Raw genomic sequence first — 16,882 nt, 5'->3', positions numbered from 1 at the left:
AAGAGGTACTGATATGACACAACACATAGCATTCATCGGTTTGGGCAACATGGGTGGTCACATGGCCAAAAACCTGTTGAAAAAAGACTTCAGGGTCACTGTTTATGACCTCAACAAAAGCGCCATGGCCAGCCTCAAAGAGGCCGGTGCTGAAACGGCAGACAATGCGCAGTCAGCGGTTAAAGACGCCGATGTCATCATTTCGATGCTACCCAATGGGGCAATCGTCAAGTCCCTGTACATGGGAGCCAAAGGTCTGATCAAAGACATCAGTAAAGACGTACTGATCATCGATTCATCGACCATTGCAGCCGATGATGCCAGGGCGGTGGCCAAAGCCTGCCAACAACAGGGCATCGCCATGATTGATGCGCCGGTCTCAGGCGGCACCGCTGCCGCAGAAGCCGGCACCCTGACCTTTATTTGTGGTGGAGAAGCCGCGCATTTTGAAGCGGCCAAAACCGTGCTCAGTGCGATGGGCAGACACATTTTTCATGCCGGTGCTTCCGGTGCAGGACAGGTGGCGAAAATCTGTAACAACATGTTATTGGCGATCCACATGATCGGTACTGCTGAAGCGCTGAACATGGGTGCTCAACAAGGCCTGGACCCCAAAGTCATGTCGGAAATCATGAAAGCCAGCTCGGGCAATAATTGGTCTTTACAGGTTTATAACCCTTATCCCGATGTCATGCCACATGTCCCCGCGAGCAACGACTATCAGGGTGGTTTTATGGTGGATCTGATGAGTAAGGATTTGGGACTGTCACAAGAACTGGCCGCCAAATCGGGCAGTGCCACACCGCTGGGTGCTTTGGCCGCACAGTTGTATCAGATTCACCAGGCCGGTGGCGCCGGTGGCAAGGACTTCTCCAGCATCCTGCAGCTGCTTCAAAAGCATTGATTTACTTGGATTCAGTCACACCATAAGTATGATTAAAAAGCCCCAAAATCCAGGGGCTTTTAAATTGAGTAAAGAAAAACTTCATAAAAAAAGAGGATGTACTGGTCTCTTAAAGTCAGTACAGCTATTCTTCATAAAAAAACTCTGTGTTTATATTTTGGATTTTTTCATGATAGATAAGTTATGATTTCTATGGCACCAATCACAGGTATTCAATGAAAAGACACTCAATGGCAGGTGATCAGAACTTAAATGAATCTGTCTATCAAAAGCTTAAAAGCATCGCCAACAAACTGATGCTGAATGAACGAAAGGGACACACCTTGTCGGCCACTGATTTGGTACATGAGGCCTATCTGAAGATTTCCGAGTCTGATATGGAAATGTCCAATGAAGACGTTTATTTTTTCGTACTGGCGCGTCAAATGCGCCGACTGTTGGTTGACTATGGAAGGCGGAAATCATCGGTCAAACACGGTGGTGGTTTTGATCAGGTTAATTTCACTGAAGGCTTAGATGTGGCTGGCCAGAATATCTTGGATTTCAGTGCCATCAGTGATGCCATTGATGACCTTTCAACTGTCAGCGAACGCAGCGCAAGAATCATTGAGTTGTATTATTTCGTTGGCATTACCAGGCAACGGGTGGCAGATCTCATGAATGTATCAATGTCGACCTTTGCCAGAGAAGTTCATTTTGCCAAAGCTTATATTGGCGATTATCTGAATCAGCAATTAAGCAAGAACTAATGATTCGATGAACAAACAAATCAAGACATTATTTGAAACAGCGATTGAATACCCAGCGGATCAACGGGAATCAGTAGTCGATCTGTCTGATTTTCCAGATGAGGTGAAAACCAAAGTAAAAAGGCTTTTGGCAATCAATGTGGATGAAGTCGCCATCACTGGTACAATCATCGATTCAGTACACATTGGCCTGGAAATCAAGCCTATAGAAGCTGGTTTAGTGATCGATGCTTATAAATTAGCAGAACCTCTGGGCATAGGTGGTCAGGGTGAGGTGTGGTTGGCACAACGTAATCAAGATGATTTTGCGCATCAGGTGGCCATTAAATTTCTAAAACCGATACATGATGATAAGGAATTACAGCGATTCAGGAATGAAAGGGAGTTGTTGGCACAGTTAAAGCATAACAACATTGCCCAGCTCATCGGTGGTGGTGAATTGCTTGATGATTCAAAAAGTCCTCGGCCTTACATGATTTTAGAGTGGGTAGAAGGCCTGCCACTGCTCGAATACTGCAAACAACACCAATTTAATTTGAAGCAGTATTTACATATTTTTTTACAAATTTGTGATGCCATAAGCTATGCTCATTCTCATTTGGTTGTGCATCGAGATATCAAGCCTAACAACATCATTGTAACCAAGGATGGGGTGGTGAAATTACTTGATTTTGGCATTGCTAAAATACTGGCATCCAACTCAGTGGATACCCAAACTGTGCCTGTCATGACGCTGGCATATTCCAGCCCCGAACAAGTCACAGGTGCTCCAATTTCAACCGCAACAGATATTTATATTTTGGGCTTGTTGCTGTATGAAATGTTAACGGGTCAACGTGCACAGGCTGTGGTTTCGGAAGTTCCCAGCGAATTAATTCATGAAATTACCGAAAAAACACCCCCAATCCCAAGTCATGTCGAGCTGTTACCAAAACTCAACAGGAACTACAGTAAAAAGCAATTGAGGGGTGATTTGGATAACCTCATCATGATGGCAATTCGCAAAGAACCACACCGCAGGTACCCAACCGTTTCGGCTTTGGCACAGGATGTAAAAAACTATTTAGATGGCAAGCCGCTTTTGGCAGTGGGTGACAGTGCCTGGTATAAAGTTAAAAAACTGGTTTCAAGAAATCCAGCAGTGACTTTATTGTCAGCAGTTGTGCTGTTCTTTTTGATTGCTTTACCCCTGGTGATGTATAACAGCCAACAACAAATCAGCCAGCAAAGAGATCTGGAAATTGCTGCCAGGAAAGAAGCCCAACAACAATCCAGGATCGCCAATCGCACCAAAGACTTTCTGGTTAATATTTTGGAATCAGCATCTCCATTGGCCAACCGGGGCGAAGACATCAGCTTGCAAGATGTATTAGCCAGTTCAGAGCGCTTGCTTGAATATGGATTAAATGATCAACCGATCATTAAGGCAGAATTAATTAATACCATATCAAGCATTCATCATCATTTAGGAGACAGTAAAAAAGCCATTGAATACTATCAAAAATCATTGCCCATTTATGTTGCGAATAATGACCTGTCTGGACAAGTTTTTACGCTGGGTCAATTGGCGGTGGTTTCTGTTTTAAGCAATGATCCACAGGAGGCAGAAAAATATGCCAAATCAGCTGATATACTCAGTCAACAGTTGAGTGACCCAGTTGAATTGGCTTGGCACCACAGTCAGATGGCAACTTGGCAAGGCAGTATGGGACAAGGCGAAAAAGCACAAGAAATGCTTTTGATCACTTTGCAAAAACTTCAAGATGAAAACATCGAAGACCATGAGTTGTTAGGCAGGATTTACAATGAATTATCATTCACCAGCAAAGACAATCAACAGAAACTTAAATACATTGAGCAAGCACTTCATCATGGTGAAAAAGACCATGGCAAAATCCATCCAAAATATTTCAATCGATTGATAAACAAGGCAGCGCAATTAAACCGCAATAATCAAACCGCAGCAGCGGAAAACACATTCCTAGAGGCCCAGGAGATTGGCAATAAGCTGTTCGATAAAACGCATCCCAATTTGGCTCGATTGTATGGTGAACTGGCGTTTATCTATCAAGACACTGGACGATTCGAAACGGCTAAAAATTATTTTGAATCAGCCATCAATATGCACAAGGAATTTGGAGGTGTGAACAATCTTAGTTATGTTTTGGTCACCAATAATTTAGGGTTTTTATATGAAGATATGGGGGAGTTTAATAACGCGGAACAGTTTTATCGAGAGTCGCTGAAATTGCGACAACTGTATTTCAGTGCTGATCCAATGCGAGTTGCTGGTTCTCAATTCAATCTGGCTCGGCTTTTGGCCAAAATGGGCAGGCATGTTGAATCTGAGGAATTACTCAGTCAAGTCATCCCAGTTTATCAGTCAAAGAACAAGAATTTACTGAGTACAGAAATCGTCCAGCTGGCCAATCAGGTAGGTATGGATGTATCAAGCGCTTGTCAAACAGCTGAAGCAGAAATCATCAGATTAAAAGCCGAGGTGGAAAAAATCTCTGAAAAAAGCTGGCTTCGAATGTACCACGAATTATGGTTGGGGCAAATGGCAATAAAGTGTGATCTCAATGAAATGGCCAAGCAATTATTGTTGTCAGCCAAAAACCATGCAACTGATATTTACAACCCTGACTCAGAGGGCCTAAAGCGAATCCATCTATTGGTTGAAATCGCAATACAATAGCTGCCTTAATACCTCTTCAAAACATCATTATGGGTCACCGTCAAATCGCTGGCAAACTCAATTAAAAAACAATTTGGCACTTATAAGTAATTTTCTCGCTTTATGAGTTAGGTGGGGTGTTTGTTGGCACCTGTATGTTTAATTGGGAGAACCAAAATGATTAACCACAGTGACATAAGAACTGGTCGCAAAACTGTTTATTGCTTTATTTTTTTACTGCTGCTGACAGGCTTAACCCAAGCAGCAACAATTACAGTAGATGGCAGCAATGGAACAGTAGCCTCTGATGGCGTATGCAGTATCAATGAGGCAATTATCAATGCCAATAATAATGCCGGAACACATACAGACTGTACTGCCGGTTCAGGTGCAGACACCATTCAGCTCACAGCTGACATCACTCTGGCGGCCTACTATGACGATAGTACGACTTATGGACACACAGGAACACCAGCCATCAACTCTGCCATCATCCTTGATGGTTTGGGACATACGCTGCAAAGAGACAGTTCTTTAACCTGTAACAATGATAATACACTTGATGTCAGTGAGTTTCGCTTGTTAAGAATTTCCAGTGCTGGAGATCTTGATTTGAAAAACATCGCTCTAAAACACGGTTGTGCTGGTGGTGATGGTAACCCATCTTTTGGGGGAGCGGTTCATAATCGAGGTACTTTAGCTATCAATAACAGCTTGCTGGCATCAAACCAGGCTCAATATTCTGGTGCAATCGAGAATCAAGGTGCCATTACTGAAATAAACAACAGCAGTTTTTCGGGCAATACGGCATCTCAAAATGGTGGGGCAATTTACAATACTAGCCCCATCACTGTAATAAACAACAGCACTTTTTCAGGAAATACAGCTTCTAGAGGTGGGGGAATTTACAGTAATGGCACCATCACAACTCTGAGCAACTCACTATTCCATAATAATACGGGCACCAATGCAGATTGTAATTTGAACTTTGGCTCGGTTTCAGGTGGCAATAATCTGTCTGACCAAGATTCAAATAACTGTACAAATGCTGGAATTACCATGTCCATGAGCTTAAATGTTGGCTCCTTGGCTGACAACGGTTGTGTGACTCCAATGGCAGATGGCGGTTGTATAGAGACTCATGCCTTGTTACCAGGCAGTGATGGCAGAGATGACGGCGATATGTACGCCACAACTCATGACCAGAGAGGTTTTCCTGTTTTTGGTAACAGTCGGGATATAGGGGCTTTTGAGTATCTGGCAGATTCAGAAATTTGTAACGAATTGGGTTTGGGTGATGGTTTTACCACTTCAGTTGCCAGTGCAGATGCACTTAATACAGCCATAGAATGTGCCAATGTTAACGGACCTGCTTCAGATACCATTAATTTATCAGCCGACATCAATTTAAGCACTGCCTATACTGATAATGCCATGACAGGTATTCCCGCTGATTTTCCTTTGGGTCCGGTAGGTATTGCGACAATCTCCTCCGAAATGGTTATTGATGGTCAGGGTTATGCCTTATCCAACAGCAATGCCTGTAATAACGATGGCACCAGTGATGCTGGTGAATTTCGCCTGATGTTGATAGACACTGGAGGTGATGTAGAATTGAACAACATCACCCTGGAAAATGGTTGTGCTGATGGTGCAGGCCATGATGGCATCGGAGCCGGTATCTATTTTGCAGATGGAAGCTTACGCATCTCAAACAGCAGTTTAAACAACAACCAGGCCTACCTGGTCGGCGGTGGTATTTATACTCTGGATGAATCCCAGCACAGTAATGAAATCAATGCCATTAATGGCATCATAAACAGTACTTTTTATGCCAACCAGTCAGGAAAGGGAGGCGCCATCTATGCCAATGGGGAAATCACCAGTATAGCCAACTCAACCTTCAGTACTAATGTGGCAACTGTCGAGGGGGCCGCTTTGTGGAATAACGACTCTCCCAGCATAGTTCCCAGAATAATCATTAACAGTACATTTTCAGGGAATGCGGTTCCTGATGGTGGTGGTGTGATTTTCAGCAGCCGGAATATGTATTTAGCGAATAACCTGCTACACCAATCCACCGATGGTAGCATGTTCGTTGCAGAATGTGCAGGAACAGGAACATTCAATGGTGACAACAATCTTTCTGATAGTTCTTCAAGTGGTTGTCCCAATGTTGGAACATTAACCACTGCCTCCGTTGCCGCGCTGGCTGATAACGGCTGTCTTACACCGCTTTCTCAAGGTCGTTGTGTTAAAACTCATGCCCTGTTGACAGGTAGTGAGGCGATTAAATCAGGTGCATTGGTTGATAACCCAACCGATCAGCGAGGGTTTGCTGCCATTGATGAACGTGACATCGGTGCTTATGAGTATTTATCTAAAACTGAACAATGTAGCCAACTGGGTATAGATACTACCATGATTTTTACACAAACAGTATCCAACACAGCTGAACTCAACCAGGCGATTATCTGTGCCAATGCAAATACAGGAACCACAGACACCATTAATCTTGATGCTGATATCACCTACAACAGCTTCTATGAAAACCATACAACCTATGGCCACACAGCCACAGCGCCCATCACCTCCGCCATCATCCTTGATGGTATGGGACATACACTGCAAAGAAACAGTTCTTTAACCTGTAACAATGATAATACACTTGATACCAGTGAGTTTCGCTTATTAAGGATTTCCAGTACTGGAAATCTTGATCTGAAAAACATCTCATTAAAACACAGTTGTGTCGATGGTTTTGGAGGTTTATCTTTTGGGGGTGCGATTTATAATGAAGGTACTTTAGCTGTCAATAACAGCTTGCTGGCATCAAATCAGGCTCTTGGGGCTGCAGCAATCTGGAATGAAGGAATCATTACTGAAATAAACAACAGTACTTTTTCTAACAATACAGGTAGTAGTGGTGGGACAATTTACAATTATACTGGAACCATTACTGAAATAAACAACAGCACTTTTTCAGATAATGTAACTGGCGATTTTGGTGGGGCAGTTGGAAATGAGTATGGTACCATCAGCGCCCTGAACAACTCTCTGTTCTATAACAACACAGGTAGCACCACTGCAGACTGTGCATATTTTGGCGGCGGCGATGTGTTCGGTCATAATAACCTGTCAGATCAGGATGCAAATGACTGTACAACTGCCGGCATCACCGAGTCCATGACCCTCAGTGTCGGGCCACTGCTGGACAACGGCTGCGCCACGCCTTTGACAGATGGCAGTTGCATTCAGACTCATGCCCTGCTATCAGGCAGTGATGGTATTGATGGCGGTGATATGAACGCCACAACTCATGATCAAAGAGGCTTTGTAACTTATGGAGCAGCACGGGATATCGGTGCTTTTGAAAGTCAGAATGACATCATCTTCCAAAACGGATTTGAATAACCAGCCGAGCTCTTCCAAAAGCGTGCTGTTAACTCAGCGGCTTTTGGGGCTGGCATAAAATTGTTTGTCTTTGGGTCTTCGGTCTCCGTTCCGGACTCGACTCTAGCACCTTTATCCCTTTAAGTGTACGCTTCCGCTCCGAGCTTGGATCAGGATATTTCAACAAGTCTTCAGCCTCTGATCCTGAATCTCATTCGGAAAATCACCTTGATTCCATGCACGCGCTAAGGCATTCATACACCTCTTCTTTTGTTTTACAAAATCAAAATGTACTCATTGCCTGCGCTGCCAAAACCGCTCGGTGGGTCGTATGGCTCAGCAACGCTCCTCAGTGTGGAATAAAAAAATATTTTTTGACACTTGAATGTAAATTTTTCGCTTTATGAAGGGTAACCGAATAAAAGCATCTACTTACCATCAAGTGAAACAAATGAGTCAAAGAATAGAAACCTCAAATAAAGCCCAAAAAAGAAGTCTGTTAGCCAGTGCCATTTCGATGTGCTTGCCCTGTTCCTTATTGGCTGCAAATTTTACCGTGAGTGAACAGTATGATGATGGTACAGGCAATGTGGTTAACACCCTGAGTTGGGCCATTGCACAAGCCAACACAACACCTGGCGATGACACCATCATATTAGACACTGATGTCATATCAGATGGTGTAATGACACGGTTGATTGATTCAAATGTGACCATCCAAAGTGCCGACAGCAATAATCGCCACTATATTAACGGCAATGCAACTTATAGGCCCTTGTTCATAAAATCCGGCACGGTTACCCTGCAAAATATGAACATTGATAATGGACTGGCCAAAGGTGGGGATTCTGGTGTTGGTGCTCCAGGCTCCGGTATGGGAGGAGGGCTTTTTATCTATGACGGTAATGTCAGCATCAACAACGTTGATTTTAATACCTCCATTGCTCTTGGTGGTGATGATTTATCCGGTACATACACACGAGGTGGTGGAGGCATGTTGGGTCATGCTGGCAATTACAGCGGTGGTGGCCTGTTTGCTTCAGGCAGTGGTAATTATGGTGGTTATGGGGGGAATGGTAACTATCAAAACACCACCCCGGATTTTGGTACTGGCGGTGATTACACGGGTAATATACCAGCTGAAAGCGGTGGTTTTGGTGGTGGTGGCGGCTGGCCTTCAGGACATGGTGGGTTTGGTGGTGGCGGCGCTGATACCATTGGTAATAACGTGGCTGGAAATGGTGGTTTTGGAGCGGGTGCAGTTTATGCGGGCTCTTATGGCAGCAACAGTGGCATTCCGGGCTATGGAGCTTCCTACAGTGCGTCGGCAGGGATGGGAGGTGCAATTTTCATAAGAGCAGGTCAAGTACATATCAGCAACTCGAATTTCAATAACAATGCTGCGTTGGCAGACAATGGAGCCAAAGGACTGGGTGGTGGTGTTTTTGTGTTGCATTCAACCACCAACAGCAACGGTAACCATCAAGGCATGCCAGCACAACTCGCCAGTGTCACAGGCTGCAGCAATACATTTGCCAACAATTTTGCATCGGGTTCATCAGGTGTACCCGATGATGACAATGATGTCTTTGACTTAGGTGACTTGGCTGAAGATTTAACCCAGCTTTGCCCACTGGAACAAAATTTAATCGTGACAGTCGGTAATGATGATGGCACAGGCATGACTGATAACACCCTCAGTTGGGCGATCAAAGAGTCCAATGCCTTACTCGGTGATGACACCATTACTTTGGCAACCGATGTGACCATAACGGGTGTGATGAAACGCTTGATTGACTCCAATGTGACCATCCAAAGCGATGGCACTCGAAGAAGCATCAGTGGTAACGATCAATACAGACCCCTGTTTATTAAGTCAGGCACTGTATCCATTCAAGGAGTGGACATGATTAACGGCTATGCCAAAGGCGGAGATGGCCATTCCGGCGGAGCTGGTATGGGCGGCAGTTTATTTATTTATGAAGGTATTGTTACGATTGAAGACTCCCATTTCAGTTTTTCATCTGCCATTGGTGGTTCGGGAGTAGTTAATCTAAATGGCGGTGGAGGCATGTTTGGTAGTGGCACCAGTCTTGGTGGAGGCGGTGGTTTATTTGCTTCTGCGAATGGTTTTTTTGGGGCTGGCTATGGAGGTTATTATGGCTCTTTTGGAAATGGTGGAGATGGTGGTGAAGCCAATTTTTTTGGTGAAAATGGTCAATTTGGTGGTGGCGGAGGTTTAAGTTACGCAGAATCCGGTGGTGATGGCGGCTTTGGAGGAGGCGGGGGTAATCATGAGGCTCAGCCAGGAAGTGTAGGTAGTGGAGGATTTGGCGGTGGCAGTGAAGATAACCCTGGTTTCGGCGCCACTGATGACGGTGCAGGCATGGGTGGCGCTGTTTTTATCAGGAGTGGTCAGGTAGCCATCAAAGGTTCAAATTTTAACAACAACACAGCCGATGGTGGTACAGCGGCTGGCTTTGGAGGCGCTGTTTTTGTTTTGCATGATTTAGGCAATCAAAATGGTAATCACCAAGGTATGCCTGACCAATTGCCAGATGTTGAGATTTGCGATGTTCAATTCAACAACAATTTAGCTTCTACCTCAGCAGGCACGTCTAATAACAACAATGATTGGTTCGATCAGGGTGGTCGGATAACCATGACAGATTGCCCAATTTTTAAAAATGGGTTTGAATAAATTTTAGGGGAATAAAAATGACAAGTGAAAACAGAAACAATGGTTCTAAATTGAAAAACAAAGTTTTGTTCAGTGCGATCACTGCTTGTTTGCCTTTGGGTTTGCAAGCAGCTGAATTTACGGTGACCGAAGCCGTTGATGATGGTACAGGTTTAGTGGCTGGTACTTTGAGTAAAGCCATCTTGGATGCCAATAGCAACCCGGGTCATGATACGATTATCTTAAACACCAATGTTGGTTTTAGTGGAGTAATGAAGCGTCTAATTGATTCAGATGTTACTTTGCAGAGTGATCAAATGGTAAGAACAATAAGTGGGTTAAATGCATTTAGACCTTTGTTTGTAAAATCTGGTAATGTCCAAATTAAGGACATTACATTGGCAAATTCAAGTGCAAAAGGCGGTAATACTGGAGGGACTGGTGGCGCACCAGGCGCTGGCATGGGTGGTTCTTTGTTTATTTATGATGGTGATGTCAAATTAAACAATGTCACCATTGATAACTCAGTTGCAGTTGGCGGTGACCGTTCTGTTGTCACCAATTATGCCAATGGCGGTGGCGGCATGTTCGGTAATGCGGCTGGCAACAGTGGTGGTGGTTTATTTGGTGACAGTGATGCCATGCAACCCATAGGTGGTTATGGTGGCTATGGTAATTACCAAAACAATGATGCCATGTTTGGAACTGGCGGTTATGCAACATTATATGGGCAACAAGGTGGATTTGGTGGCGGTGGTGGCTCAGGCTATTTTGGTGGTCGTGGTGGCTTTGGTGGAGGTGGTGGTCAAGGCAGTCAAGGTTACGGTTATGGTTATGTTGATCCTTATGGCGGATACGGAGGATTTGGTGCAGGTGGTGGAACCGGTTTAGCGGATGGTGCAGCAGGATATGCAGCTGGATTGAGCTATTCAGCTGGATTAGGCGGTGCTGTATTTGTTCGTAGCGGTTCTTTAAGGATGGAGAATGTCACCATCAGTAACAGTACAGCATTAAGTGATGGTACTGCAAAAGGATTAGGCGGGGGCATTTTTATTCTTCACTCAACAAACAATTCAAACGGTAATAATCAAGGTATGCCATCTGAATTAGCAACCGTATCAGGCTGTGGCGTGTCCTTCACTAATAACTCAGCCGATAACACAGATAACAATGGTGCTAACACAGATGATGTTTTTGACTTAGGCAATCGAATACAAGGCAGCTTAGATGGAGAATGTCCGATATTTAAAAACGGGTTTGAGGATTAAATATGGCAAGTATTCATAAAAATATCATATATGTAGCGGGTTTGCCGCGATCTGGATCAACCTTAATGTGTCAGCTTTTAGGTGAACATCCTGATATTTACAGCACTGGCCATTCTTCACCTTTAGCAAATACGATCAAAGGTATGCGTGCTCGTATGAGTGATGATCCATTTTTATTATCCCAGTTAGACGTAGATTATGATTTGGTCTATCAAAGATTAACCAATTCCTACCGTGGATTTATTAATGGTTGGTTTGAAGAAACGGACAAATCTATGGTTGTTGATAAAAACCGCAGTTGGCTCAATGGTTTAGAAACATTAAGCCATTTGGATCCAAATTTTAAAATGGTTGTTTGCATCCGTGATCTAAGGCAAATTTTTGCATCGATTGAAAATCGCCATCAGAAAACTTCTCTGATTGACTTTCCAGATGACATGGCTGATTTAACCAGTTATGAAAGAGCCGATAAATTATTTTCTCCACAAGGAGTTGTTGGACGGCCATTGCGACTCATTGGCCAACTTCAAGATGTTTCTGTTCAGCTTCAAAAAAACCTCTATTACATCATCTTTGAGGATTTGATGAATGAACCCATACGAGTAATGCAAGAAGTATATCATTGGTTAGGTGCTGATAATTACATCATTGACCCTAATAAGCTTTCGGTTAAGCAGCATGAAAGTGACAGTTATTATCGGTTTAAATACCCACACAAAACCTATGATTCGATTAAACCACCTGCGTTACATGATGTCACACCAAGAATTGGAAACGATATAACCAAAGAATTCGAATGGTACTATAAACTTTTTTATCCTGGTTTGCTTAGTCCTTAATGTCTCTGTTGACAAATATGATATTAATCGACCATCAATACCAGTTAATTAAGACTCTTCTTTTGTTCTCGATGTATCCCGTCAGCACCATGTGGACCAAATGGGCTAATTAACTAAGAGACACTTTCGGTTCATTGTAAACTCTAGAAACAGGAGCAAACAATGACAAAAAGTAAAGCAGAAAAAACAGTAAGAGACATCCGTCGTCGTACCCGCAAACATTATTCAGCAGAAGACAAAATCCGCATTGTGATCGAAGGCTTGCGTGGCGAGACAAGCGTTGCGGCCTTGTGCCGCCGTGAAGGCATCAATTCCAACTTATATTACCGTTGGTCCAAAGACTTCCTTGAAGCAGGCAAGAAGCGCTTGGCTGGTGACACGGTGCGTGAAGCCAACACCGGGGAAGTCAAAGCCCTTCGCTGTGAGGCCCAATCATTGAAAGAAGCCCTGGCTGAAAGTGTGCTGGAAAATCGCCTGCTTAAAAAAAGCTTGATTGGCGATTGTGGAGACGATACGTGAGATACTCAGCGTCTGAGAAGTATGAGTTGATCCAATTGGTCCAGGATTCTGATCTTTCTGTTCGCCAAACATTGAAGCGACTGTCCATCAATCGGTCCACGTTCTATGGCTGGCTTGAGCGTTATGTGAAAGACGGTTTAGCGGGCTTGTTTGACAAGCCCGCTAAACCGGGCCATGTATGGAACAAAATCAGCGAGGAACACCAACAAGCCATGGTCCAGATGGCCCTGGATGAAACCGACCTTTCTCCCAGAGAACTGGCGGTCAAGTACACCGAAACCATGAGCTATTATGTATCAGAATCAAGCATGTACAGGCTTTTGAAGTCTTACGACCTGATCACATCCCCTGCTTACATCCTGATGCAGGCAGGTGACAAATTTGACCAACCCAGTGCCTGGGTCAATGAACTGTGGCAGACTGACTTTACGTACTTTAAAATCATTGGCTGGGGCTGGTATTACCTGTCTACCATTCTGGATGATTACTCCAGGTTCATCGTTGCCTGGCGATTGTGTACCACCATGGCTGCATCTGATGTGACCGATACATTGGACGATGCTTTGGCCTTCACAGGGCTAGATCAAGTTCATGTGGACCACAAGCCTCGATTGCTCAGCGACAATGGTCCATGTTACATATCTGGACAACTGGCTGATTACCTCAAAGACCAAGGCATGAGCCACACCCGTGGCAGACCTTATCACCCACAAACCCAGGGTAAAATCGAACGCTGGCACCGATCTATGAAAAATCAGATACTGCTTGATCATTATTATTTGCCCAGCGAACTGAAAAACCAAATGCAGCGATTTGTGCAGTATTACAACCATGAACGGTATCATGAATCCCTGGATAATTTAACACCGGCTGATGTCTATTACGGCAGAGGTCAGGAGGTATTGAAACAAAGAAAACTGATCAAACAAAACACCATCGCCTTGAGGCGACAATTACACCATGATAACTTAAACAAAGTGAACCAATCTGTCTCTTAAATTAACTGACTACTGGTCCAAAATGATTTGAAGACGTACAGCTGCGGCGACTGCTCAATGGTCAGGTTTTGGGCATGTACATGCCGGTGTGGTGGGCATGGTTATAAATATGACAGAACAGCTCTGCGGTCTTTTCGGTGTCATACAACGCTGAATGCGCTTGTTCTGATTCCCATTTGATGCCCGCGGCATTGATCGCCCTGGCCAGTACGGTTTGTCCAAAAGCCAGCGCCGAAAGGGTGGCAGTGTCAAAACAGCTGAATGGGTGGAATGGGTTGCGTTTGATACCGGCACGATCAGCTGCTGCGTGAACAAACCCCAAATCAAAGTGAGCATTGTGACCGACCAGAATGGCTCTTGTGCAACTGCTGTCTTTGATGGCTTTTCTGATGGGGGTGAAGATTTTCCCCAGCGCCGCATTTTCCTCTTGCGACACCCGCAGCGGATGATTCAGATCAATGCCCGTGACTTCCAGCGCCTTGGGATCGATGTTGGATCCCTCAAACGGGGTGACATAGGCATTGACGGTTTCACCAGGTATCAACAGGCCCTCATCATTCATTTCAATGATGACTGCAGCGATTTCCAGCAATGCATCGGTCTGGTTATTAAAGCCGCCGGTTTCTACGTCTACAACGACGGGTAAAAATCCTCTGAATCGGTCTTTGATGGTGGGCATGGTGTCCTGAAAAAGCAGAAAGGGTCTATTGTAAAAGACCCATGGGAATAATGAAAGCCGGCTGACTTGAAAAGCAATCATTCACTATTGAGTCAGTCATACGGACGTCTGAAAGGCCATTTGGTTTCGGATTAGCTTTTCTTATCCATCAGATGAACGTTTATACGTCTGAAAATGTAAAAAATATTCCAAAATTGGCAATTATCGCTTGAAATTTAGAATTTTTATTGATTTAATCACTTCCGGCCTTAACAGGCACCCCATATGCCGTTTTGAAAACAACAACCATAACAACGCTTCAAAACCGCATTCAATTCAATATAGAGAGAGGTTAATTAATGAAATTCACGATGAAGAAAACCTGTGTCGCTACCATGCTGGCACTGGGTACTTTCGCTCAAGCCGAGCGTATGATTGTTTCCTACGACAACAATGGACAAGGTCTGAAAAACGGCCACCAGGTGTTGGTTGAAGGTGACGGTTGGTTTGCTGTTGAACTCGATGAAAATGGTAAAAGCGCCATGCGTGGTAAAGGTGGATTCAAGAAAATGGAAGCCGATGCCATACGTTATGCATTGTCTGTCTACAACGATGACGCGGGAGATCCCACATTGCAACAATTGACACCTTATGCAGTGTATCAGTCTCAGGCTGACCAGCTTAACCTGCAATCAGGACAAAAAGTGTGTGTGATTGATTCAGGTCTGGATGCCACTAACAATGATTTTGATTGGAGCGTTATCACTGGAGATAATGATCCGGGTACAGGTAACTGGTTCGACAATGGTGGCCCGCATGGTACCCATGTGGCTGGAACAGTCGGTGCTGAAGATAACAACGTCGGCGTGGTCGGTATGGCCCCTGGCGTACCCATGCACATCATCAAAGTATTCAATGCAGCAGGCTGGGGTTATTCATCAGATCTGGCCCATGCCGCACAAAAATGTACCGATGCCGGGGCCAACATCATCACCATGAGTTTGGGTGGCGGTGGCGCTAATTCGGTTGAAGAAAATGCTTTTGATTCCTTCATCGCCAACGGTGGTCTGGTCCTGGCAGCTGCTGGTAACGATGGTAACTCTGTCCGTTCATATCCTGCTGGATATTCATCAGTGATGATGATCGGTGCCAATGACGCCGATAACAACATCGCTGATTTTTCTCAATTCCCAAGCTGTGAAACTGGTCGTGGTAAAAATGTTCGCAATGATGAAAACATCTGTGTTGAAGTCACTGCAGGCGGTGTGGATACTTTATCCACATACCCAGCAGGTATGGCAACTTTGTCTGCAGCCACTGCTGACGGTGCTGGAGTGGCTTCATCGGCCATGGAGAATCTGGGTTTTGCCAGTGGTTCAACGTACTTCATGGGTACCGCTGAAGCCACTGATGGTGGCGCCAACGGTAAGATTTGTATGATCGATCGTGGCAACATCTCATTTCATGACAAAGTGGCCAACTGTGAAAACTCTGGCGGTGTGGGTGCTATCATCATCAACAATGAACCTGGTATGCTGTATGGTACTTTAGGTGATCCCAACAATACCAGCATCCCTGCTGTGGGTGCTGCTTTGGAAGACCGTACATACTTAGTGGGTGCTTCAACAGCTACTGTTTCAGTCGGAGCCAGTGATTATGGCTATATGAGTGGTACGTCTATGGCCACACCTGCTGTGGCTGGCGTAGCAGCCTTGGTTTGGTCGAATCACCCGACTTGTACCGGTCAGGAAATCAGGGATGCCCTGAAACAATCGGCAGCTGATGCCGGTGCCGCTGGTAAAGACGTGTATTTCGGCTACGGTATTGTGAAAGCCAAAGACGCCAGTGATTATCTGACCGCCAATGGTTGTCAGGGCGGTGGTACCGATCCTGAGCCACCAACCGGTGAGATGGCACTGAATGGTGATCGTTCGAAAGGTGGTCGTCAGGCCAACCTGTCATGGACTGGTGGCAGCACAACCAATGTTGATGTATATATCAACGGTGTGTATAACAACACCACCAACAATGATGGGTCTGTTTCATACTCTGTGAACAAGAACTCCTCTTATACGTTCCAGGTCTGTGAAGAAGGCTCAACATCCGTATGTACCAACGAGATTACCCTCTGACCGGTACATAACATTTGGGGGAAGGTGGAAAAACCTCGCTTCGGCGGGGTTTTTTTTATTTAGAT

10 protein-coding genes are annotated in these 16,882 nt (G+C 44.7%); 9 read left to right on the top strand and 1 reads right to left on the bottom strand.

Going from position 1 to position 16,882, the window contains the following annotated elements; all coding sequences use genetic code 11:
• The first annotated feature begins 13 nt into the window (after positions 1 to 13).
• The 8 genes from mmsB (at position 14) to B0475_RS13610 (ending at position 14,027) form a co-directional block, all read left to right on the top strand.
• Positions 14 to 904 (top strand): 3-hydroxyisobutyrate dehydrogenase, encoded by an 891-nt coding sequence (gene mmsB, locus B0475_RS13650; RefSeq protein ID WP_077412434.1) that lies wholly within the window; start codon positions 14 to 16, stop codon positions 902 to 904.
• 215 nt (positions 905 to 1,119) lie between these two features.
• Entirely contained in the window at positions 1,120 to 1,653 is a 534-nt protein-coding gene (locus tag B0475_RS13645; RefSeq protein WP_077412432.1) for an ECF-type sigma factor, read from the top strand.
• Between the two features lie 7 nt (positions 1,654 to 1,660).
• Positions 1,661 to 4,351 (top strand): serine/threonine-protein kinase, encoded by a 2,691-nt coding sequence (locus B0475_RS13640; RefSeq protein WP_077412431.1) that lies wholly within the window; start codon positions 1,661 to 1,663, stop codon positions 4,349 to 4,351.
• A gap of 156 nt (positions 4,352 to 4,507) precedes the next feature.
• The gene (locus B0475_RS13635) at positions 4,508 to 7,744 is read left to right on the top strand and encodes a choice-of-anchor Q domain-containing protein (protein WP_077412430.1); all 3,237 of its coding nucleotides are present in this window, start codon (positions 4,508 to 4,510) and stop codon (positions 7,742 to 7,744) included.
• Positions 7,745 to 8,279: 535 nt separating this feature from the next.
• Positions 8,280 to 10,424 carry a hypothetical protein gene (locus B0475_RS17510; protein ID WP_157892967.1) on the top strand — a complete coding sequence of 715 codons (2,145 nt, stop codon included), beginning with the start codon at positions 8,280 to 8,282 and terminating at the stop codon, positions 10,422 to 10,424.
• A gap of 17 nt (positions 10,425 to 10,441) precedes the next feature.
• Positions 10,442 to 11,671 carry a hypothetical protein gene (locus B0475_RS13620; protein WP_077412427.1) on the top strand — a complete coding sequence of 410 codons (1,230 nt, stop codon included), beginning with the start codon at positions 10,442 to 10,444 and terminating at the stop codon, positions 11,669 to 11,671.
• Positions 11,672 to 11,673: 2 nt separating this feature from the next.
• Positions 11,674 to 12,510, top strand: a complete 837-nt coding sequence (locus B0475_RS13615; protein WP_077412425.1) for a sulfotransferase family protein — start codon at positions 11,674 to 11,676, stop codon at positions 12,508 to 12,510.
• A 162-nt stretch (positions 12,511 to 12,672) separates the two neighbouring features.
• Positions 12,673 to 14,027, top strand: a protein-coding gene (locus tag B0475_RS13610; protein WP_379876335.1) for an IS3 family transposase whose coding sequence is annotated in 2 segments (ribosomal slippage) — positions 12,673 to 13,008 and positions 13,011 to 14,027 — 1,353 coding nt in all. Because the reading frame shifts where the segments join, the coding sequence is not laid out codon by codon here.
• A 61-nt stretch (positions 14,028 to 14,088) separates the two neighbouring features.
• Here the strand turns inward: B0475_RS13610 and rnt are convergent.
• Positions 14,089 to 14,706, bottom strand: coding sequence for a ribonuclease T (gene rnt / locus B0475_RS13605; RefSeq protein ID WP_077412484.1), 618 nt, complete (start codon positions 14,704 to 14,706; stop codon positions 14,089 to 14,091).
• Between the two features lie 350 nt (positions 14,707 to 15,056).
• On the opposite strand from rnt, the gene B0475_RS13600 reads away from it, so the two are divergent.
• Positions 15,057 to 16,817 (top strand): S8 family serine peptidase, encoded by a 1,761-nt coding sequence (locus B0475_RS13600; protein ID WP_077412483.1) that lies wholly within the window; start codon positions 15,057 to 15,059, stop codon positions 16,815 to 16,817.
• Positions 16,818 to 16,882: the final 65 nt, after the last annotated feature.

It is taken from the genome of Marinicella sediminis (assembly GCF_002000055.1).
Taxonomy (GTDB): domain Bacteria; phylum Pseudomonadota; class Gammaproteobacteria; order Xanthomonadales; family Marinicellaceae; genus Marinicella; species Marinicella sediminis.
The sequence above is the reverse complement of the archived record's forward strand: the minus strand, read 5'-3'. Positions and strand labels throughout refer to the sequence as shown.